At 53.8% G+C, this 23,013-nt stretch carries 17 protein-coding genes; 6 read left to right on the forward strand and 11 right to left on the reverse strand.

The features are described from left to right. Window positions 1-44 precede the first annotated feature (44 nt). From Pla22_RS02755 to Pla22_RS02780, 6 genes are all read left to right on the forward strand, one after another. A complete protein-coding gene (locus Pla22_RS02755; protein WP_146513240.1) occupies window positions 45-3,341 on the forward strand; it encodes a protein kinase domain-containing protein in 3,297 nt (1,098 codons plus the stop codon). After that, window positions 3,338-3,934, forward strand: a complete 597-nt coding sequence (locus Pla22_RS02760) for an ECF-type sigma factor (protein ID WP_146513241.1) — start codon at window positions 3,338-3,340, stop codon at window positions 3,932-3,934. The genes Pla22_RS02755 and Pla22_RS02760 overlap by 4 nt, the downstream gene beginning before the upstream one ends. A gap of 102 nt (window positions 3,935-4,036) precedes the next feature. Beyond that, entirely contained in the window at window positions 4,037-5,707 is a 1,671-nt protein-coding gene (ilvD, locus tag Pla22_RS02765; protein ID WP_146513242.1) for a dihydroxy-acid dehydratase, read from the forward strand. A gap of 276 nt (window positions 5,708-5,983) precedes the next feature. After that, entirely contained in the window at window positions 5,984-6,241 is a 258-nt protein-coding gene (locus Pla22_RS02770; RefSeq protein WP_146513243.1) for a P-loop NTPase family protein, read from the forward strand. A gap of 193 nt (window positions 6,242-6,434) precedes the next feature. Then, window positions 6,435-7,478, forward strand: a complete 1,044-nt coding sequence (locus Pla22_RS02775) for a hypothetical protein (RefSeq protein ID WP_146513244.1) — start codon at window positions 6,435-6,437, stop codon at window positions 7,476-7,478. Window positions 7,479-7,736: 258 nt separating this feature from the next. Beyond that, a complete protein-coding gene (locus tag Pla22_RS02780) occupies window positions 7,737-9,203 on the forward strand; it encodes a hypothetical protein (protein WP_146513245.1) in 1,467 nt (488 codons plus the stop codon). A gap of 71 nt (window positions 9,204-9,274) precedes the next feature. Here Pla22_RS02780 and Pla22_RS02785 read toward each other — a convergent pair whose 3' ends face one another. From Pla22_RS02785 to Pla22_RS02835, 11 genes are all read right to left on the reverse strand, one after another. After that, window positions 9,275-14,068 (reverse strand): ELWxxDGT repeat protein, encoded by a 4,794-nt coding sequence (locus tag Pla22_RS02785; protein ID WP_146513246.1) that lies wholly within the window; start codon window positions 14,066-14,068, stop codon window positions 9,275-9,277. A gap of 47 nt (window positions 14,069-14,115) precedes the next feature. Further along, on the reverse strand, window positions 14,116-14,403 hold the full coding sequence (locus Pla22_RS02790) for a hypothetical protein (protein ID WP_146513247.1): 288 nt from the start codon (window positions 14,401-14,403) through the stop codon (window positions 14,116-14,118). Continuing rightward, the gene (locus Pla22_RS02795) at window positions 14,400-15,146 is read right to left on the reverse strand and encodes a sulfite exporter TauE/SafE family protein (protein WP_146513248.1); all 747 of its coding nucleotides are present in this window, start codon (window positions 15,144-15,146) and stop codon (window positions 14,400-14,402) included. The genes Pla22_RS02790 and Pla22_RS02795 overlap by 4 nt, the downstream gene beginning before the upstream one ends. Before the next feature lie 208 nt (window positions 15,147-15,354). Further along, window positions 15,355-16,761 carry a hypothetical protein gene (locus tag Pla22_RS02800; RefSeq protein WP_146513249.1) on the reverse strand — a complete coding sequence of 469 codons (1,407 nt, stop codon included), beginning with the start codon at window positions 16,759-16,761 and terminating at the stop codon, window positions 15,355-15,357. A 54-nt stretch (window positions 16,762-16,815) separates the two neighbouring features. Beyond that, entirely contained in the window at window positions 16,816-17,853 is a 1,038-nt protein-coding gene (locus Pla22_RS02805) for a BatD family protein (RefSeq protein ID WP_146513250.1), read from the reverse strand. Beyond that, a complete protein-coding gene (locus Pla22_RS02810; protein ID WP_242631760.1) occupies window positions 17,843-18,499 on the reverse strand; it encodes a tetratricopeptide repeat protein in 657 nt (218 codons plus the stop codon). The genes Pla22_RS02805 and Pla22_RS02810 overlap by 11 nt, the downstream gene beginning before the upstream one ends. After that, window positions 18,496-19,449 (reverse strand): VWA domain-containing protein, encoded by a 954-nt coding sequence (locus Pla22_RS02815; RefSeq protein WP_146513251.1) that lies wholly within the window; start codon window positions 19,447-19,449, stop codon window positions 18,496-18,498. The genes Pla22_RS02810 and Pla22_RS02815 overlap by 4 nt, the downstream gene beginning before the upstream one ends. After that, window positions 19,446-20,498 (reverse strand): VWA domain-containing protein, encoded by a 1,053-nt coding sequence (locus Pla22_RS02820; RefSeq protein ID WP_146513252.1) that lies wholly within the window; start codon window positions 20,496-20,498, stop codon window positions 19,446-19,448. The genes Pla22_RS02815 and Pla22_RS02820 overlap by 4 nt, the downstream gene beginning before the upstream one ends. Next, entirely contained in the window at window positions 20,492-20,986 is a 495-nt protein-coding gene (locus tag Pla22_RS02825) for a DUF4381 domain-containing protein (protein WP_146513253.1), read from the reverse strand. The genes Pla22_RS02820 and Pla22_RS02825 overlap by 7 nt, the downstream gene beginning before the upstream one ends. A gap of 2 nt (window positions 20,987-20,988) precedes the next feature. Further along, window positions 20,989-21,969 (reverse strand): DUF58 domain-containing protein, encoded by a 981-nt coding sequence (locus Pla22_RS02830; RefSeq protein ID WP_146513254.1) that lies wholly within the window; start codon window positions 21,967-21,969, stop codon window positions 20,989-20,991. Beyond that, entirely contained in the window at window positions 21,966-22,937 is a 972-nt protein-coding gene (locus Pla22_RS02835; RefSeq protein ID WP_146513255.1) for an AAA family ATPase, read from the reverse strand. The genes Pla22_RS02830 and Pla22_RS02835 overlap by 4 nt, the downstream gene beginning before the upstream one ends. Between the last annotated feature and the right edge of the window lie 76 nt (window positions 22,938-23,013).

The raw sequence follows: 23,013 nt of genomic DNA on the forward strand, positions 1-23,013 counted from the left end.
GTCTTGTCCCGAATCCCACTCGTCCCTCGAATACACATTGCCCGATGAATCGCGACGCAAACCCACACGACAATAATTCGGACAGCCGATGGGAAAACGAACTCGAGACAGACCGTCTTTGCGACCAGTTTGAACAGCTTTGGAAACAGTCGCCTCAATCACCTCCGTCCCTACCAGAGTTTCTGAACCGAGCCGGCGAATCGATCCGGCAAAAGCTATCTCAAGAATTGCGTCGCATCGATCGCGAGTACCGCCGTATTCATCAATGCGAAATTAACGAGGATGTCGATACGGTTGAGCTGGAATCACCTGGGTTTCATTCCGAGGCCTTAGCGGCTACTCAAGCTGACCTGCGCACCCTCGATTCAACCGATCACAGCTCAGGTGATCGTACGCTCGATCGTTCGATCCCCCAACGCGGATCAAAGATTCGCTACTTTGGCGACTACGAGATCATTGACGAAATCGCTCGCGGAGGCATGGGCGTCGTCTATCGCGCTCGCCAAATTAGTCTCAATCGCGAGATCGCGTTGAAGATGATCCTAAGCGGAAACATCGCCGGCGAAGACCAAATTCGTCGATTTCAAATCGAAGCCGAATCGGCTGCGGGTCTGGACCACCCCGGCATCGTCCCCATTTATGACATTGGTAACTTCGATGGCCAGCACTACTTTTCGATGAAGTTGATCGAGGGCAGCTCGCTTAGCGAAGTCGGCGCGAAGATTGCCCAAGACCAGTCGCGCATCATCGACATCGTTGCTAAGACTGCATTGGCCGTCCATCACGCTCATCAACGCGGCATCCTTCACCGTGATCTCAAACCAGCAAACGTCTTGATCGATTCCGACGGTGACCCGGTCGTAACGGACTTTGGATTAGCACGCAGCACTGAACACGATCACGGCATCACTCAGACCGGTGCGGTCATGGGAACCCCGGGGTTCATGTCGCCTGAACAAGCGACCGGTGGCAGCGTCACGACGGCGACAGACGTTTATTCCTTGGGTGCTATTCTCTACCAACTGCTTTGTGGTCGCCCGCCTCACCAAAAAGACTCGATGCTTGAAACGCTTCGCAGCGTTGTGGATGAAGCACCGCCATCACCGCGAAGATTCAATGCCGATGTCCATCCAGATCTTGAACTGATTTGTTTGCAATGTCTATCGAAAGATCCATCACAGCGGTACGAGAGCGCCGCCGACCTTGCTACCGACTTGCGAGCCTTTGAGACCGGTCAACCTCTGATGGTTCGGCCGCCCTCAGTGACTGAACTGATGCGATCGTGGCTGAGTAAAAACTTTGGCAACGTGATTTGGATTCCCGTGATTGCGACGGTGGTCGGCGTCCTGTTCGGCGGCCTCATCTGGGCAGGAACCATTGGGAGTGATTATGCGTCGAGATTGGAAACCTACGACAGATTCGCACCTGAAGATCGCCCTTGGCTTGCCAAGGACTATTCGTTTCTTCGCCCCATTTCGATTCCTTTGATGCTGTTGCTGACAACAACGATAGGTTGGGCGACTGCCCGTTTGGTCAAGACCAAGAACAGCTTTGCGGATATCAGTGCGGGGTTGGGCGTCGGCTTGCTTGCCGGACTGTTGGCGTTCGTGTCAGGCTTTGGTCCCGCTTTCATTCGAGGCATGACATCGGGACCTCGCGAAGACAGTGCCGTGGTCAGGCAGTTGATCTATCCCGAAGGAAACACCGAACGCAATGTCCGACAATTCGTCAACGAAAAGTACCCAAGCCTGCGCGGTGTGCCCACGGCAGAGCTTCCTGAACTGTTGTTTCGGAAGGCGGAAGGAGACAACGAAGCGGCGATCATGAATGGCACGATTTTGGGCACGCTGGTCAGTCTGATGATCTTTGCCTTGCTAGGTGTGACGCAGACCTGGTTGGCAGGGCGACTGATTCGAAACGAAGGCCCTTGGCGCAGCCGCATTGGCTACGTTTGCTTCACGCTGGTGATGGTGTGCGTCCTATTCTTGCTAGGTTCAAACTTTGCGACGTGGATTTCGATCGGGTCGGGCTACATTATCGATTGGTCCATTCCCCTGGGTTTCTTAGCAGCGGCGACATTCGCTTTGGCAACCGTCTATCGGCGTTGGCCCACCCTGATCCAAGTCTCATCGGCAACGGTCGCCGTCGGCTTATTCGGTTGGTTCTTGTTCACGACGTGGATGAAGCTGCCACCGCCTGCGCTGGCTGGACGTCGAACTGCCATCGCCGTGGCAGAGGCTCGCATCGCAGCAGGTCAAAACCTGCGAGAAAACTGGATTGCGATGACGCGAGCTCGAATGTTCTACGGCATGATGCTGTTTCAAATCGGCGATGTGGATACTGGCATCGAACAGCTCATACTCGCTGGCGAAGCCATCGAGGAAGCAGGTAAGCATCCTGCCGACGAGTACTCGATCGTACCAGATGTGGGCATCGCCGAGATCAAGCACAACATCCACAGCAATCTGATCACTGTTGGGAAACAGGCCGGGCGTTATGATTTGGCGACCGACGCGATGCAACGAATGACGAAAGACTGGACCTTCAAAGACTTCGAAAACGACTTAGCCACTCGCAATGGTTTTGCGAAGCTACTGGGGCAAGCTGACCAAGTGGATGCCCTTGTCGAGTTCATCCACCGCTTTGACCAGGATGCTCCCCGACCCGGCACGCGAGAGGCTCGCGATCGAGTGAAATTCTTTCTTCGGTATGCAGCCAAGGCACGACTGGAAATGGCGAGCGAACAAACCGACTGGCTGGCAAACGCGTCACAGAAGTATGTTGACAGCGTGACGGAATGGACCGAAACGCAAAGACAAACCTTCGCTCGCTGGGTGACCGAATCGCAAACGTTCCAGATCCACGGCCCCATCGCGACAACGCCCGATATGTCCGCGAAGGAGCAATTAGATTTCCCAACTGAAATTGAACAGAATTTGCTTCGCGGAGAGCCAGAGGGGTCAACTCAAGACCGCATCGTGACCCGAGATTTTTCGGGACGCTACGTGGACTTGCTCGATCTACTTGGCGAACACGAGAACGCGATTGCCTACGCCACTACGACGATCACTGTCAAAACTGCGATGCTTATTCGGTTTACTATCGCCAGCGATGACGGAGCCAAGGTTTGGATCGACAATCAAGTCGTTCTCGAAAACGCATCGAACAGGTACTTGAACGCAAATCGACGATCGTTCGATGTGGACTTGACCGCTGGCAAGCACACGATGGTCATCAAGATCAGTCAAGCCAAGGGAGACTGGGGATTCTTGATCGGCTCGACCGACGAGGATGATTTCCCCGTTCTGTTGTGGACTGCTTCACTGGGGAATGGCGAATGAATCGTGCGAGTAAAGAAGACTCCATCACAGTATGGTTCGATCAACTCCGCGAAGGCGACCCCAACGCCGCAGCTAAACTGTGGGATCGCCTGTTCGAATCGCTCGCTAACGTAGCCCGCGAGCAATTATCCAATCGGCGCGTCCGTGACGAAGAAGACGTTGCTGCCGGAGTGATGACGACGCTGTGCAAAGCGGCTGATCGCGGAACACTGCCCAGCATTGACAGTCGCGATGACCTGTGGCGGATGCTGCTGTCGTGGACCAAGAACGATTGCATCGACCATGGCCGCAACAACGTCCGAGCAAAACGCGGAGGCGGAAAGGTGCGAGGCGACTCAGTCTTCGATGACTCGAGCGGGGCCGGTTTTGACCTGATCGCCGATGTTTCACCTTCGCCGGCAACGCTTACCGAGCTGAACGAACAACTCCAAACGCTGTTGGAAAAACTCGGCGACAAGATGCTATGTGAAATCGCGGTCGCGAAAATGGAAGGCTACAGCAACGAAGAACTGGCGGAGCACTACGAACTATCATCTCGAACCATCGAGCGTAAACTGGCGATGATCCGCAAGCGTTGGTCAGGAATGCTGTAAATTCAACGCTTTCAAAGAGAAACCGTTGGCTTGCTTGTAAGAAATCGCTCAGCCAATCATATTCTGGTCTGATACTTTCCGTTTCTCAAACTGCCAACGACGATGACACAGCCGCTTAACAAGTACAGCTCCAAAATCACTCAACCCAAGTCTCAGGGCGCTTCCCAGGCGATGCTTTACGCAACCGGGATGACCACCGAGGACATGAAAAAGCCTCAAGTCGGCATTGGTAGCGTTTGGTACGAAGGCAACTCCTGCAACATGCACCTTCTGGATTTGGCCAATGAAGTCAAGGAAGGGGTCACCAAAGCGGGGATGGTGGGAATGCGATTCAATACTGTCGGAGTTTCCGATGGTATCTCGATGGGCACCGAAGGGATGTCGTACAGCCTGCAATCGCGTGACCTGATCGCCGATTCGATCGAAACGATCATGGGGGCCCAATGGTACGACGGACTGATCGCGCTGCCCGGTTGCGATAAAAACATGCCTGGCTGTTTGATCGCCATGGGTCGTCTGAATCGACCCGCGATCATGGTCTACGGCGGAACGATCAAGCCGGGAATTTGCGGCACCAAAAAACTTGACATCGTTTCCGCATTCCAAGCTTATGGTGAGTTCGTTGCCGGAAAGATCACCGAAGAAGAACGAGCCGAGATCATTCGCAAAAGCTGCCCGGGTGCCGGTGCATGTGGAGGCATGTACACGGCCAACACCATGGCCACCGCGATTGAAGCCCTCGGCATGTCGCTGCCTTATTCCGCCAGCATCCCCGCTGAAGACGCGGCCAAGAAAGAAGAGTGTCACAAGGCGGGTGAAGCGATGCTGGAACTGCTCAAGAAAGACATCAAGCCACGCGACATCATGACTCGCACCGCATTTGAAAACGCGATGGTGACCGTGATGGCACTCGGCGGAAGCACGAACGCAGTGTTGCACCTGATCGCGATGGCTCGATCGGTTGACGTGAACTTGACGATTGACGATTTCCAAAGCGTCAGTGATCGCATTCCTTTCCTGGCCGACCTGAAACCATCAGGCCAATTCGTTCAAGAAGACTTGCACAGCATCGGCGGAACGCCTGCGGTGATGAAGTACCTGCTCGAAAAGGGTTTGATGGATGGCTCGTGCATGACCGTGACCGGTAAGACGCTCGCCGAAAACGTCGCTGACCTTCCAGGCCTCAAAGAAGGCCAAACGATCGTGATGCCGGTCGAAAAACCGATCAAAGAAAGCGGTCACATTCGAATCTTGAAAGGCTCGCTTGCCCCCGAGGGCGCGGTTGCCAAGATCACAGGCAAAGAAGGCTTGAAGTTCAGTGGACCTGCGCGATGTTTCGACAGCGAAGAAGACATGTTGCACGCGTTGGAAGAAAACAAGATTCAAAAGGGCGATGTCGTCGTGATCCGTTACGAAGGCCCCAAGGGCGGACCGGGCATGCCGGAAATGCTCACGCCCACCAGCGCGATCATGGGTGCAGGACTGGGCAGTGATGTTGCGATGATTACCGACGGTCGCTTCAGTGGCGGCAGCCACGGGTTCATCGTTGGACACGTCACCCCCGAAGCTCAAGTGGGCGGCCCCATCGGTTTGATTCAAGATGGTGACGTCATCACCATCGATGCCGAAACTAACTCGCTCAACGTTGACGCGGACTTGGAATCACGCAAAGCCGCTTGGACGGCGCCACCGCTGAAGGTCACTCGCGGCACGCTGTACAAATATATCAAGTGCGTAAAAACCGCTAGCGAAGGCTGTGTTACCGACGAGTAACGCGTGTGCGCGTCACCAGAACGTATGCTGCAGACGGACAGCAACGCCAATTTTTCATCGTTGGATGCAAGACGACGTTTCAATTGGCTTTAGAAGCCAGCGGATCCTCAATCGCTTCAATGGATTCGCTTAAGAAATAGCAAACATTGCCAGTTCTGTAAAAATCTTGTTGACGTGTGCGCCCCCCCCCGTGATAAAATCAGGTTGAATTGGCAGTCGTGCTAAGCACGATTGCCTTCAACCTGCGTTGGGGTTTTGTCGACGTAAATCAAGCACATGAACCTGAGCGACACCACATCGCTCGGCTACACGTATCTGCATGGCGACTTTCCGGATCGCATTTACGATTCGTTCGCTGATCCATCAAACGAGCGTTCGTTTGGCACCAACGTGTCTTTACTCATCCAAAGCGTAGATATGGGTCTTGCCGGCGGCACAAGAATTCACGTTGAAATTCAAATCAAGTCGACGGTCGTTTTAACGACAGAAGTGATTGGCGGTGAAACTAGATGGCGCGATACTCGGTGCCGATAGCTTGTGCGCTTTATTGCCTGCGGGATCACGACATCACTCGCCCTATCCCGAGCGTCTTAAAGTTGGCATTTTTTGATACGACAAACGATATGTCTGCATGCAGGAAGACCGACTTCCAAGCGAGCTAAAACATGGCGTTTTCTCAGGCAGCGTTCGTAATCGTTTAGGTAAACAAGAGTGAAGGAGACGAACGATGATCTATCAAGGTGAACAACTCACCGCCATGCTTCAACCATCTTGGCGAAGAACCTTATTGGTCTTGATGGCATGGGCTTTGATGATGCCTGCTGCGAGCGCTGGCGAGAAAGAAGACGCGGCTACCATCGTGGCGGCGTGGGCCAAACGAGCCGCAAAGGTGAAGCATCTGTCATATACATGTCAGGGAACATGTACGACGAAAGCGAATTCGATTCAGAATGAAGATGTGATGACAGGGGAAGTGGTTGGCCAACCTTTTCCGCCACAAGACATGACCAATCCTTGGTTGCTGGGACTGGCCAGCAACTTCGACGAAGGAAATTGGAATCGCTACCAAAAAAACGCTGCAACAAATGTGGATCTTACAGGTTTCATCACAAACACGTCCGCGCAGTTTGTTCGTGGTAACGACTATAATGCAGTATTTGAGGAAGATGGTGATGTCAAGGCACAGAAGGCTCTGGGTCATCGCTTCATTGAGTATCACCTAAACGGTGATACGGCTCGAATTAGAGCCTTCGAGGTCACTGGTGTTGAATGCGTCATGTTGGCAGCGGTGGGTAGAATCAGGAGTTTGCATGGAGTCCCCTATCCAATCGACTCACCCAATTGGATCGTCGATCGAGATGTTCGCGGAAAGATTGATCACGACTCGGACACCGCCATCCTTTGGTTTGAGGATGATACAGATCCGACTGCATCGAATACGGGGTTCCGATACACATGCTCGATCGACGCTGACATGCGACCGTCGCGCTTTGAGATTTTTCTCGACGGAATAGGACAGACCAAGTCCAACGACATCCAGCTCAAGTGGGAGAAATCAAGCGACAACGAGTGGACTCCCAGTTCAGGTACTTTCACAAAATTCGACCCGTGGACAGGCAAGGTTTCTGCCACCTGCGATTTCGCAGTAGAAGATTATTTGGTTAGCGAAGAACCAAGAAAACTTGAAAGTATGCCACCCATCGAAAATGGTACTTGGTGCTACGACCTAGCTTCCCAACGCACCTTTCAGTTTGCTCGTCCCAGTAACTGATTCTTAAGAACTATGTTTCTGGTTGACTTTGTTATCCAGACTGAACTCGTTCGTTCTATTCCTTGCTGCAATAAGGCAAACTCAGAAACGGTTTGGTGCGACAGTCAATGGATCACGTCCCGATGCCGGTTGCATCCACACAAGAGATTCTTTTCATGATTGGATCACCCTACATTCGACTCCCCGCCGTGCTCAACCTAGCGAGCGGGAGAATTGAAGGCTTCAGCAATGGCTCGGAAATCCTAGAGGGGAGATCCCATGTGGATGAATAGCAACGCGTTCACAAACTTGGTTCATCCAATGATGGGGTGGCTCGTTGTCGTCGTCGCGAGCGTTACCCCTTTGCTTGACGGGTCTATTAGTTTCGCGGAAGACTACGCCGAAACGACTCCGATTCGATTTCAATTCCCAGGTGAATCGGGCACTACGTTGGTGGGTCATCCGACGCGTCCGCTTTGTTTGGTAGGACATTCCAGTGGCTTGCTTGAGGAATGCGACTTTCAGAAGCAGAGCCGGCTCGCTTGGCCGAAACTCGATGGATCACTTCTGGCGATCACGATTAGCCGCGATGGCGAACGCGTGGTGTGTCTGGTCAGGAATGAAACAGGAACTCGCGTGAAGTTGCTGGCTGGCTCCTTCAGTGAGAAATCCTTGGAAGTTTTCGCCGAGTTTAAAACACCACGAATTGCGAGCAGCGCGTCCATTTTCTTTGACCACGAAGATTGTCGACTTGCGGTACTGATCCGATTCGAGAAGAACGCGGAACGAAAAATCTGGAGAGTGTTTGACTTTCAACTCAATAGGACCGTGCTTGGTTGTGAACTAGACGACGTACACGGGGCCTCAAGCTTCTCTGTGGATCGAGACAGCCATTTTCTCGTCTTTCTTGGCCTGACTCGGATCGCAGCCATCACAGCTACGGGGACGCGACGCTCCCGACTCACTCAATTTGATTTCGCTCCGACCGATCTTGTCAGCAGCGAATTTTCAAGAAGCGCAACTCGGAAGGCTAACAGAAACGACGAGGTTGTGTACGACTGTAAAGTGTCCGCAACGTATTCCTTCCCCGGCCGACCAGGTGACGTGATCGACCTGTCTACCTCAAGCAAGATCGGCCTGACCACAGCGGACGGGACGTGGCGAAATGCTGTTCATAAACTTTATGTGATTGATTTTTCTCAGGCGAAGCCGAGGCTAGTGGGAACACATTTCGCCGGCATACTCAATCGCAGCTCGAGCGCGAGGTACGGGGAACGAGAATTAGGGCACAGCAATCGAGGCGGCGTTATTCTTGAAAAGTGGACTCAGCTTGACTATCAGGTCAATGGCAGCACTCTCTACTTTGTCACTGCTAATCAAACAGATGAATTAGCCACGTTTCGATACGCTTATAAAGTGGCAGGTCAGAAACGGTGCTTCACCTACGACCCTATGAGTGATTCCATTGCTTGGACACTGTCGAACTCAGGACTCCTGAGACTCGGGACCGCTAAAGACCTACAACAGGCGCAGGAGATCGCCTACCCATTTGATGTTGGCAGATCCGTATCGCTTGCCTACTGCGGAGCCCCCGAACGCTTTGTCACCGTGCTGACTCGGACGGTTCCAAATGACGAGAAGGAAGTTCGAGACAGTAAACCACGTAGCGACATCGTAGGCTTTCGCTTGTTGCAAAAGGTGACTCCCCCCGACTCAAGTTACTCAAGCGGTTTCAACGGCGAATGAAGACCTGGGTAGGGAGAGGCCAGAGAGCGGCACGCGACATTCGGTGAATTCCTAAGGTTAGTCGGACATCGCTAACGACCAAGTTTGGTCGTTAAAGTTCGTAAAGCGACGTCGTCAAGCATCAGCTCCTGATGTTCATCGTCTTCTAGATCAACGAAGGCTTCCAACGTACGATCGACGGCCTCAGCCTCAATCGCAGTCAAACTTGCTGACCTGATCTTGGCTACGCCTGACAGGTCCATCGGTTCTTCTTGGCTTGAGGATGTAATCGAGGATCGATCACTCGTCCGATTCGTCCTGGGAAGTTCGCTAGTTTGCGCGATCACGGTAACGGTGACCGTCGCGGTGTCAGATTGCAGGTCAAATGCATAAGCGGCTCCAGAATTGTTATCGGGACGATTGTCCAACCATGAACCGACGGCTGCCATGTTGCCATCAATCGCGACGGCGACTCCGTATTGATCCGCTGTCGTGACTTCATCGTTGACCAGCAATCGCGACTGACTCCATCCCGTGCCAGAGTCTTCAAACAGGTAAGCGTTGCCCGATTGCAGTCCGCCAAAGTCTGACTGGACTGCGCCCACGGCAAGGCGGTTGCCGTCCAGCGATACTGAACCGCCCAATCGATCGCCAGCGGTACCGTCATCCGAAAAGAGTTTCGCGACTTGCCCGAATTGATTGACTCCGCCTTGGTTTTGAGACATCACGTAGACCGAACCGAGTTGGTTCATTCCGGCTTCGTCGTCAAGCGGCGCGCCGATGGCAAGATTGGAACCATCCAGTGAAACGCTGTAGCCGAATTGATCGTTTGCCGATGCATCAGCCGCGTTAATCTGGATCAATTCGCCCCAGTTATCTACACCAAACCGATTGCGTTTGAATAGATAGACACTGCCGCTATCGTTGCCCGCTCCGTCATGCCGAAACGCGCCCACGGCGATCGTGCTATTGTCGATGGAGACCGACTGGCCAAACCTGTCGCCGGTTGTCGTGGTGCTGCCGATCAGCTTCTTGACTTGGCCCCAGGCTGATACGCCACCTTCATCACGATTGAAAACGTACGCCGCTCCCGATGCAGAGCCGGCTGGGTCGGCGGTACTCGCACCGACCACGATTGTGTCACCTGAAATGTCGACCGAGCGGCCAAACAAGTCTCGCAAGACCGTATCGCTGCCGGCGAGTTTCGCGACGCGACCCCATTGATTTGAACCTCCCTGGTTGCGTCCGAAGACGTATGCCGCGCCGGCTCGGAATCCGTTTTCTCGATCGTATTGCGCTCCGACCACCGCAGTGTCACCATCGATGGCTACACTCCAACCGAAACTCGTCTGCAAACCAGCGGCTCCCAAATCGCCAGTCAGGTGCGCAACCTCAGTCCATGAAGTCAAACCGGTGCGTTGATAAATGAGTGCGGAACCTGCGTTGGTGACTCCGTCAGGATCGTCCAGGTAGGCACCGACGATGGCGTAGTCACCCGAGATGTCAATGGAATAGCCAAAGCGATCTCCCGTACTCGACGAATCCCCCATCATTTCTGCATCGAATGCAGCGACTTCGTACTCGAACGAATCGGTGCCAACGAAACCTAGGTCAGGCGTGTAAGTGAGCGTCCCGTTGCCCGTGATGGTGACCGTGCCGTGCTGGCCATTGGTAGCGGATAGTACGGCGAACTCGTCGGCGTACTGCGCGGGAATGACCGGCAGTACCAAGGGCATGTCCGCGTTTGTGCTGGCGGATTCATCGTTGAACACAGGAGCAGGCCAATCGTTGGTCAGAATCAATTGGTATTCGCCAAGCGTGGTCGACGAAACATCGCCGCGTCCATCGACAGCGTTGTATGCGACGTTTGAAGCTGCAGAGACGCCAATGTAGTACGTCCCGTTTTGCGGAGCGACGAAATGTAAGAACGGTTCGTCACTGGAAAATTCCGGCGACGGACCAGCGTCGTTGTCACTGACGGCGAGTTGATTGCCTGCGGAATCAAAGATGCGAAGCGCGGCATCGAGTCCGCCAATGGGACGATCGAGGTCAAAGTCGAACGCTTGACCGGCAATCGCGTCGATTCGATATAGGTCCACATCACCACTACCGCCCAGGGAATCAATCGCGGCACTAGTCGGTCCACTGGCGAGCGTTGTCGCTTCGGCGATCTGGTCATTCGGGTCCGACTGGGTCACCAAATACAGTTCGTAACCGTACAGATTCGAGCCGCCTTGGATAAACATATTGTTGCCGGCGATGATGATGCCGTTAGTTGACCTAACCTGCGGCGATCCATTGGTCGACGTCGACAAACGCTCGGTTCCTTGCGCCGTGCCATCGCTGCGCCACAAACTGCTCCCGAACTCATTGTCATAGGCCGTGAAGTACAACTCGCCACCAAAGTTGGTGAAATTACCAGGTTGCGATGACGCTCCGCCCGGCATGATGTCGGCAAGCATCATTGATCCGGCGACGGTGCCGTCGCTGGTCCAAAGTTCGTTGCCGTGAACACCGTCGTTGTTGTAAAAGAACAGCGTTCCGTCGACGTTGGTCAACGAAGTTGCGAAACCGCTGGCGGTGCCTGGATTGAGATCCAAGACCGTTGTGCCAGCGGAGGTGCCATCGCTTTTCCAAAGCTCGTGTCCGTAGCTGGCGTGATAGGCTCGGAAGTAAACCGTTCCTGAAACGTTGACCAAGTTGGATGCAAACGAACCTGAGGAACCTGGATGAACGTCAGAAACCAAAACCGTGCCCGCAGCGGTGCCATCGGTTTTCCAAAGTTCAATTCCGTTGGTCCCATCATCGGCGGCGAAGTACAACGTGCCGTCCACATTGGTTAGATTCGTAGGGTTCGATGCGGGTGCCCCAGGATTGACATCGGCAACTAACATGGTGCCAGCGGTGGTTCCGTCTGTTCTCCAAAGTTCGTAACCGTTGGTGCCGTCGTTGGCTCGGAAGTAAACGACGCCACCGACTTGCGTGAGTTGAGTCGGGTAGGATGTGCCTGACCCCGGACGAATGTCGGCCAGCACTCCCGTGCCCGCCGCCGTTCCATCGCTACTCATCAGTTCGATTCCGGTACCCGCACCTTGTCCCCGAAACAGCAGCGTGCCACCGAAATTGAACATGTCGTATTGGTAAGCACCGTTACTGAACCCGCCGCCGGTGAAAACGACTTGAGCTGTGCCAGCGGTCGTGCCATCACTTTTCCACAACCGACCGGAATCATGGAAGTACAGATTGCCGTTGGCCTCCGTCATCACTTTCGGGGCACCGTTGCTGCTACCCGCGCTAAGGTCGATGACCAAGTTGGTTCCCGCTGGCGTGCCATCGCTTTTCCAAAGTTCGTGACCGTGAGTGGCATCGTTGGCGCGAAAATATAGCGTGTCGCCAACGGCGGCGAAGTGAGCAGGGTATGACGTCAGCGTGTCAACTCTGATGTCTTTGACCATGGTTGTGCCGGCGACGGTTCCATCACTCTTCCACAGTTCATGCCCATGAGTGCTGTCCTTTGCTCTCATCAACACCGTGCCACCAAAGTCGGCAAAGAAAGCGGGGGAAGACCCACCCACGCCGGAATAGATATCGGCCACTTCCAAGGTTCCCAACGCGGTGCCGTCGCTGGTCCACAGCTCGTAACCCGAGGTGCCATCGTTGGTAGAGAAGTACAATGTGCCGCCAACGTTGGTCAGTTGAGCGGATAGAGTCGGGCCAGTGTTGTAGGTTCCGTTGCTAACGTCGGCAACCATTGTTGTGCCCGCCGCTGTGCCGTCGGTCTTCCAAAGTTCGCGGCCACCGGAATCGTAGCTGATCGCAAAGATCTGATTGCCAACCACAACCGCCTCACCCATCGATCGCCCGAGACCTCCTGGCATGGAATCGACCACTAATTGCGTGCCTGCCGTCGTTCCATCGCTCTTCCAAAACTCCCATCCGTGAGTTCCATCAAAGGCGCTGAAAATCAGTGTGCCGTTTAGATTTCTAAGATGCCGACCGTAGGAACCGCCAACTCCAGGCCGAACATCGGCAACCAGAGTCGTGCCAGCGGATGTGCCGTCGCTCTTCCAAAGTTCACCGCCGACCGTTCCGTCATTGGCCGTAAAGAAAATCTCGCCACCAAACTCGGTCAAGTTTGTCGGAATCGAGCCCACCGCACCAGTTTGAATATCTAACGGCATTGTCGTACCCGTCACCGTGCCGTCGCTGACCCACAACTCGCGACCTGCGCTGCCATCATCAGCGCTGAAGAAAACGTTGCCTCTCGCACTCTGCATCCATTGCGGATCGGAACCCGCTGCACCATCGCGAATATCCGAAACCAGCACAGTGCCGGCGGACGTTCCGTCGCTTTTCCAAAGCTCAGTACCATGAGTGCCATCGTTGGCCGTGAAGTACAGCACTCCGCCCACATTGATGAACTCTTTCGGTGACGCATCGAGGTGGCCTGGTCGAATGTCTTTGACCAATGTCGTTCCTGCTTCGGTGCCGTCGCTCTTCCAAAGCTCGTACCCGTGTACTCCTTCGCGTGCAGCAAAGAATAACGTTCCAGCCACATTAAGCATGTTGCTGCCAAAGGCCGCCCCGCTCGCCGAGCCTGCAGAAACGTCTTTGACCAACACGGTGCCAGCGGCAGTTCCATCAGTCTTCCACAACTCTCGTCCCTGCTGGATCGTTTCGGCGGTGAAGAACGCCACCGCCCCAACTTGCGTGAACCCTTGGGGAGCGGATGACGCGCCGTAGTCGGCTGCGTTGATGTCACCCAAAAACGAAAAATCAACCGCCAACAACCGTCGATCTTCGAGTACTTCAAAACGCAATCGTGCCGCTGACTTCACTCGCTGCGTCTTTTTGGCTCGTTTAGAGAATCGGCGATTGCAGGACATGACGTAGCATCTCTGTGAGTGGGTCCAACTAAGGTTCGCTGGCCATTCTAACCAGCACGACTGGTCGCCACAGAGAACCAGAGTTCAACAGCATCCTTTCCGAAGGAAAGCGTAGCGATCAGCGCCCAGTCCATGTACACGCGTCCAGAGATCGCGTTCGCTCTGGCAGCATCGCATCGAGTTCGCTCAGCCGAAATCACATACTGATAACGGCGTGGATTTCGGAACCGGGCTTGATCTCGATATACGTGGTCGCGACGAAAGAGAAAAAGGCCACCTATCAACTTCATCGCAGCAGGGGCAATCGCGAGGATCGCTAAAGGTATCTGCTTCAAACAACCCTCCACAAGATGCGCACGCCAGCAATCATTACCAGCACCGCGGTGAGCGATTGAATTCTTGTCGCGGCAACTTGGCTTAAGCAGAATCGGACACCAAGTTGCCCGCCGCCCAGGACTGCGACGAGTAGCCATAAACGATTCACGTCACCGATCTGAAACTGGTCGCTGACCAGTAACCCGGCAAGCCCCGCGAGAGAGTTCACCAAGATAAAGACGCTCGCGGTCGCGGCGATTCGCTTGGCAGTATCCCAGCGAAGAAGATGCAACATCGGCGACAAGAAAATTCCTCCACCAATTCCGACTAGCCCCGACAAGAAACCGATCCCTCCACCGATCGCTGCTTCGTCCCACCAACTCGCTACCCGTCGGTTGTGGTCGGTTCGCTTAGGCTGAATCAGCATGGCCAACGATGCTGTGACCAACGTCGCACCTAGCAACCCGAAAAAGGTCGCTTGCGAGAACCGCATTTGAGCAGCCAAAAACGACGCCGGAACACTGATAGCCACCAGTGGGATGACTCGTTTGGCAATCACGTGCCCCTGCTTCCAAAACAGCCAAACGCTTCCCGTGACCACGACCAAATTGCAAACGAGCGCCAGCGTTCGCATTTCGGAAAAGTTTGTCAGTGCATAACTAAGGATCGCCAGATAACTCGACCCGCCTCCAAAACCAGCCGCTGAATAGATCGCCCCTACAGCGAAAAAAAGGACAACCAGCGTGACAAGATTGAGATCCACAATGACGGATTAGGTAACCTGAGAGATGACGAAGTCAGCAAGAGCGTGTATCTGACCACACCAACAACGGTAAAAAAAGCTTACGAAACGGCACTTGCTAGCTGGCATACACTAACGCCTCACACGTGGCGGCGCCTCAAAAGTACCCGGCGCCTCACACGTGCCCGGCTTCTCAAAAGTATCCGGCGATGCATCCACGTTTCAATATTTAGAATTGCAACTGATACTTTTCCGTCATCGTTCGTCGCACTTGAGCGGTCAATTGATCGATTTGATTAAGCGTATCTTTGAAGTTGGCATATGCATTGCCGCGCGCATAAGCGTTCGTGACGGCGTGGTAGTCCGCGGTTGAATTGGCGTTGTAGTACGAGCCATTCCCGTAATAGCCATTGTTCAATCCCTGAGCCGCTTTCGTTTTTCCGGCCGCAATATTCCCTTGGGTAACCGTCAAGGCGTTTCCACGAAGTGCCTCGGCGACATTCGTTCCGTATTGGATCATTTCGGGATCCACGTTCAACGTTCCCAACTCGTCGATCTTTCTCGCGCGTTGGTCGTTCCATTTCGCGAGTGCACCAGTAGTTTGCGACTTGTGGTCTCGCGTTCGCTCGATGATTGCATTGACCTCATCGAAGTAGTGCTTGGAGTAAAATCCCATCTTTTCAGCTTCCGTCTTGCCTTGACTGCCACCGTCGCTAGACAAAGCGATTGTCCGTGAAGCTTGATCTTCTAAGCTGAATATTCCTAGCAATCCGCTAAGCGTTGACTCGGTGATAGGTCCCTGCAATGACAAGGTATTGCCATCGACCTTGGCTTTCCAAGTCAGCACTTCCGGCGCCGCCGATCCACCTCGCTCAAGCATTTCAGCAAACAACTCGGCTGCGATGTTTTCTAACGATGCGGGTGATTTGGTGAACTCGACCGAAACGATGCACTCGTTGAGACTTCGGCGACCGACGATGATGCTGATCCCATTTGCCGAGGCGAGTGTGCTGGCGACCGATTCAGGAGACTTTGATTTGATCGACTTAAACGTCTCAAGACGCTTAGCCATGGGAACCGGTGAAAAGACGTTCTTCACTTCAATCGCCAACATCATCGACAGAAACGATTCTTTTTGAGCAGCCCACTTATCTAAGAAAGATGAGTAGTTCACCGGCATATCCGATGACAACCATCCCGATACCAAAGACCGGTCTGCGGGACGTAGCACGCCAAGGCGATTTTCCTTGGCAGGATACAAGTACATTTCTTGGGGCGACCAAACGACATCTTGGCCTGCAATTTGGTCAACGTACCCACCAACGGACGTTGCCAGTTCGTTGGCATCGATGCCGTTTTCCAAAGTGGCGTAACCAGCCTCCCAACGTGGCCGAAGGTCGGTCAGATTCAGGTCAGAGATGAACCAGAACTCCCCGACATTATCGGATACACGATCGGCGAATTCAGCATCGCTCATTAGTTTATTGAGCGCTCCAACGTTCACATAACCAATCGCGTTGGCCGGAGCCGGCGATCGTTTCAGCAACAATGGAAGCTTTTCGTCTTGGGCGTAACCCATCGAAGACGTGAACAAGGAAACGACAAGAAGAAGGCAAACTTGAATCTTGGAAGTCATGTTGTTGGGCTCGGCGATAAGGTAAAGAATTGCATACTAGGATACACGGATTCGCTACGGATTAAGTGGGGGCAAGGGATCGAACGAGAATTTCATTTGCCGTGTTCGCCGACGAAGTAATGCCCAGTGGCCGATCCACCACGATAGAGCACCGCCCATCAGCGTGAGAACCACGACGCCTACGCCGAACCAACGCCTGTTTTGTGATGAAATCTTCTGGGTATCGTGTGCTGCGGCACTTCCGGAATCACCGATCGCGGCACTGACTTGAAACGTTTGTCCAGGCAACGTTTCGTTGATCATTTTGTTTTGGCTTGAGCTCCACCAAACGATATCAATCGGCGGCACTTCAATGCTTCCCGGGCGAGTAAACACATACGTCGTGCGATCAACTCGAATCGCCTCTAACTCGCCACGATTGTTCGAATCGGACGTTTCGGCTGCCTTTGGATACATCTTTGTGCCGGCCGTCGTAGGTAACTTAATCGCCGGCATCATCATGGCAGGTGCATCCTTGATGGTTCGCCTTATCGTACGAACGATTCCGTCACCCACAACAAACGTAGCATCATCTGCATTGGGTTCCCAACTTTGAGTCACATCAAAACTTTTCGCGACGACCCAACCGTTGGTACTCGCTACGCCCTCGGGAAGTTTGGCTTCTAGCGAAACGGGCTGGGTCGAAACCGTTTTTGTCACCACATCTTCTTTCGCACCAAACTTTTTTACTTCGATGTCAACGTTTATCGGTGGAACCATCAATGGTTGTGCGCGTTGGGGGTACACCCACCATTCGTTACGTTGCCCCGTGTAACTTTCACCCTTGATAGTTTCGGTTAAACGAGTCGCTTGCCCGTCCGGTACATACACGACCGCTCCCGAGACTTTGACAGACGGAAGATGGGGGACATTGGCCCAACCTTCACTGTCTAAGACATCCAGCATCAAACGAATGCGTTGCCCCACGACGAGCGACTCGCCCGCCGCAGGATCAGTATTGATTCGCACAATGGGATCCGCGGCACGAACGCTCGAGTTCCAAGCACTGATCAAGATCAATGCAAGAAGAACTGTTAGAAGCCTACTTCTCATCGGTCGGCTCCGTTTGCCGCATCGCCTGCTGAAACGCAAACTTACTCTTCAGAAAATCTCTCGGTGTGGTCTGCACTTGACGCAACCAAATCGCTTGAAGTTCCGAATCCGAGAGTGATTCGCCATCGACGGTTTCGTCATCATCGTCGGACGATCCTCCGGGCGAATTGGATTGATCAAACACGATTTCGTCAGCCCCTAGTTTTCCCCCGGTCATTTCACCGCCCTCTTTGTCTAGCCGCGATGCGCGTCCCAGTGCGATTGCCCGATTGTTGACCGCAGGTTCCCAATCGGGACGTAATTCAAGGGCATGGTCGTAGCGTTTAATTGCTGGGCCATACTCCCCTAACATGACAAGCATGTTGGCTTGATTGAATGCTGCCTGTGGACCGGGAATGGTCGAGAATAACGAGGCAGCACGCTTAAAATCACCCGTTTTGGACAATGCGACGGCCCTTCGAAACGGATCCTCAAACGCTTGGGCTGCTGCGTCGTAGTCGCCGCGATCGAACAAGTGCTGCCCTCGCTGATCAGCAGTCAACCAAAATGAGCCGCGTTGTTGAAAGCCCGCGACCACCGCCAGCGCGAGAAGCATTCCAGTCAGCACCATTGCCATGCGTTTTACGAAGTGGCGAGTGTTGTTCATGAAAGTCCCCCTGATGCGACGCTCCAACCCCGACGACTCCAGAATGCCGCTCCGATTCCAATTGGCCAAAGCAACCAATATCCTTCGTCTCGCCATTGTGCAGACGGGTCTGTCATCGACGTTACTAGCGAACTCTTGGCGTGCCCGGCCACTACCTTGATGTCGGCGTCATCGGGCGTAAGTCGCTCCAACGAAACATCTAAAATCTTTGCCGCCTCCTCAATACCTAGCCCAGCCAGGTTTGATTCGGGGGCAATCGGAACCCACCATTGCAAACCCACTCGATAGCTCTTTTTCCAAAGCTGCAGCGAAGCCTGTTGAGGGTCCTCGGCGGAATCAGCAATCACAAGGATCGACGCAGCGACCGAATCACGCTTGATATGCTCGGCAGTTAGAGTAAGCGCGTCTGCTAACGAATCTCCTTCGCCGGGCATCACACCGGGATCGAGTGACTGCAACATCTCAACAATCACACCGCTGTCGTTGGTCGGCGGCACCACCAGATGTGCGGATTCGGAATAAACCACCAAGCCCGTCGCCGAGCCCTTTCGCAACTCCATCAAGTCATGCAATTTGTTCCGCACTCGCTCGAGTCGTGAGGGCAACACGTCGTCACTTTGCATCGACGGCGTGAGTTTCAGGATCACCCACAAGTTGGACGCGTCGTCAGCAAAGGGAGATGGTTCTTTTCGCCAACTCGGTCCTGCTAGGGCAATCGTCCCCAGCAACCACAGTCCAAGTAGAACCTCCGCCGGACGTAGACGAGTTTGCTTGCCTCCGTCGACCACCAAATGTTTGAGTAAGTGAGGAGCGACTTGATCCGAAAGCGATTGCTGCAAACTATTGTTTCGCACACAAAACCAGTACACCGCCGCTATCGGAACCAGCAACCAGAATCCCATCGGTCGCAACCAATGAAAATCAGCCAACCATGAAAGTAGGCCACTCATCCGGCGACACCTCGCTGGGTTTGCAAGACGTCGGAACTCGCTTCATCGCGATCTGCACGCGAGACAATCTTCAATCGTTGAACTGCGGTGAGGACACCCCAAACAGCATGGTGGAGAATTGAGATTACCATCGTGACCGCAAGGAACCATGCGAACAACTCACTGCGAGGTCGGTGCGAGACCGTTTTTACCTCACGCGTATCCATCGAGTCCAGTTTTTCGTAAACCATTGCAAGGCGATCGCGATCTTCGGCGCGAAAGTAGTTACCACTAGTTTCTTTGGCGACTTGCTTCAAAGCTTCCTCGTCCAACAATTCTTCGCCTGCAGCTTCTGGGTCGCCAACTCCAATCGTGTGAATTACGATGCCTTTGTCCGCGGCGATCTTCGCTGCCTCGGCAGGAGGAACACGACTTCCCGTGTCGTTGCCGTCGGTCATTGCGATGAGGACTTTGCTGTCCATGTCGCTACGTTCAAAGAGCGTGATTCCCAAACCAATAGCATCGCCCAACGCGGTCTTCGGCCCAGCCATTCGAGGGTACAGTTCGTTTAACAATTCTTGGCAAACGTCTAGATCTTGTGTGAAAGGAATCTGCACGAACGCTCCAGAACCAAACACGACCATGCCGACACGGTCGCCTTTTCGTTGCGCAAGGAAGTCGCCTAAGACTTGTTTGGTCGCTGTTAAACGATCGGCGCGATTGTCGTTTTGATCCGTGAAGTCTTCCGTTTCCATGGATCCTGAAAGGTCGACCGCTAGCAACAAATCCCGCGTTGCGACTTCACGTACGATTGGATCCCCAAGCCATTGTGGTCGAGCAAGCGATATTGAAAGAGTGAGCCAACAGATCGCAAAAGCGAGCGTTTGCGACCAACGGCGACGTCGCACCACCGCGCCTTTTCCCGGCGAGGCACCGAGGGCGTCGACGGCAACGTCAAACATTGGCACTCGAATTGCGCTACGCGGTTGTTCGAAACTCGGCAGCAACCAACGCAGTAATAACGGCAACACAACCAGACCGAGTAGCCACGGATAGGCAAAAGTTAGCATGCGTCATCGCCTCGATCGTGCTCGCGAATCCATGCCGATGCCGCCTGCAAGGTTGCCAGATAGTCTTCCCGACCAAAAGTATCCGCAACCTTTTGATAGTTCGCCGCCGCCATTATCTTCGCGTTGGAATCACTCAAGCGAAATTCTTGGACCGATGAACGAAGAAACGCCACCCAATCGGTTCCCCACAACGAGGCGACTCTTTCTCGGGAATACGACACCATGGCAACTCGCTTGAGCACTTCGTCGATTCTTCGCAGTCCAACTTCAAGTGACGGTTCGTCTCGAAGTTTTTTGATGAGCTTTACACCTTCGCGGCGATAAGAATTATGGCGATACTCAATTACCCAAACGATAAATCCATAGGCCAACCAAATCGCTCCCAAAGCAATCACGAACCACCATCCCATAGCCAATGGGAACCAACCGACCGGATCCGGCGCGATGATATCTTCAAGGGCGCTAAGGCTATAAGGATCCGATTCCATGGCTATCGTCGCCCCATCAATTTCTGAATTTGGCGACTCGTGTCCTCGGCGGTGCTAACTGGCAGAACCGGGATTTGCAGTTCCTGCTGTAGCTTTAACACATCCGCGATCCGCCCCGCAGTTGCCTCTTGCAGTCTTTGTAGTCCACTACCTTTGCTTGGCACTTCCACCTGTAACTCGCCGTCGCTAATCACGAATTGGTTGCTGGTCGGTAGTCGCGATGCGCTCGGGTCATGGACGAGAACCGCAATGACATCGTTGTGAGACCGAATCTTGCGAATCCGCTGGCGAACGGAATCATTCAGCCCAAAAAAATCGCTAATGATGACCACCAGATGATTGTGCGTGGCAAGTCGTTCGGCCGCGTTAATCGCTTTGCCCAACATGTCGGGATTGTGAGTGGCCGGCGAATCCGCGTGCAATCGTCCGCCATATTCGACAAGCGTTCGCAGCATCCGCATCACACCATTGCGACTACGGCTAATCCGCTCCGTATCGTAACGCTGGTCATCAAACACAATCATTCCCACCCGATCGCCGACGTCGATGACTCTCCATGCCGCCAGCGCTACGGCCTCTGCCGCCGTTACCGACTTCATGTTGTGCTGCGTACCGAAGAACATCCCAATGCGTTGATCCACCACCAATAGAGTTGGACGATCTCGTTCTTCAGTAAAGACTCGCGTGTGAGGACTACGCAGTCTGGCTGTGACTTTCCAGTCGATGGTGCGAATGTCATCGCCAGCATGATAGGCGCGGATTTCTTCAAAGTTCAATCCTCGCCCACGAACCCGCGATGCATGGCGCCCCGCCAACAGGCTTTGGACGGGTTGTTGAGGCAGGAATGAGAAGTCTTTCGCCTTGGCCCGAAGCCGCATCAACTGGTGCAGATTGGTGCGTACGCGAGGATCATCCAGATCGTCGCGGTTTGACAAATCGGTTGCCCTTGCCGCATCTCGATTGGATTGAAGCGTGTTTTTCATGCGACCGCAACTTGCGTCAGGAGTTCATCGATAACTTGATCGGGGGTCACACCATCCGCACTCGCCTCGTACGTCAGCATCAACCGATGACGCAAACAATCATGCGCTACGGCTTGGACGTCTTCGGGACTCACATGGTCGCGCCCGTGATACCAAGCGTGTGCTCGTGACACCTTGTCGAGAGCAAGGGTGCCGCGAGGACTGACGCCAACTTGAATCCAACGTCCCAGTTTTTCGCCAAACGCTTGAGGCCGCCGTGTTCCGGCGACAATCGCAACGATGTACTTTTCAATCGGCTCAGCAATTTGAACTTGGTCAATTTCGATTCTCGCATCGAAAACGGTCCGCTGCGGAATTATTGCAGGCCGTTCACCAGCGTCCGCGTTTCCAGCGGACTCACCGCGCACCAACCGCATGATCGCAAGTTCGGATGCATCATCCGGATGTGTCATGGTGATATGCATCAAGAAACGGTCCATTTGAGCTTCGGGCAACGGGTAAGTTCCTTCCTGCTCAACCGGATTTTGGGTCGCTAGAACCATGAACAATTCCGGCAACGTATGTGTCTTTCCCGATACGGTGACCTGGTGTTCCTCCATCGCTTCCAACAACGCCGCCTGGACCTTCGCGGGCGCACGGTTGATCTCATCAGCCAAGACCAAGTTGGCAAAGATCGGCCCGTTTTGAAATACAAATCGTTCCGCCGCCTCTTCGCCCAAATAAATCTCCGCACCGGTAATGTCCGATGGCAGCACGTCAGGCGTGAACTGAATGCGACTAAATTCCGACTCTAGATTCTCGGAAAGCGTCTTGATCGCCCGAGTCTTTGCCAGCCCTGGCAAGCCTTCAAGCAAAGCATTGCCATCACACAAAAGCGTCAACAATAACTGCTGGACCACGTGCTCCTGTCCGATGATGGACGCTGACATACGATGCTGCAGTTCGACGATCTGTTCGCGAGGAGTCATTGTTTAATCGACGTATCGAGTTGGTGGATTTCGGTTGGGTTAAACATAGTGAGACGATTTGCGACCGAACATTTCA

Source organism: Rubripirellula amarantea (assembly GCF_007859865.1).
In the GTDB taxonomy this organism is placed as follows: domain Bacteria; phylum Planctomycetota; class Planctomycetia; order Pirellulales; family Pirellulaceae; genus Rubripirellula; species Rubripirellula amarantea.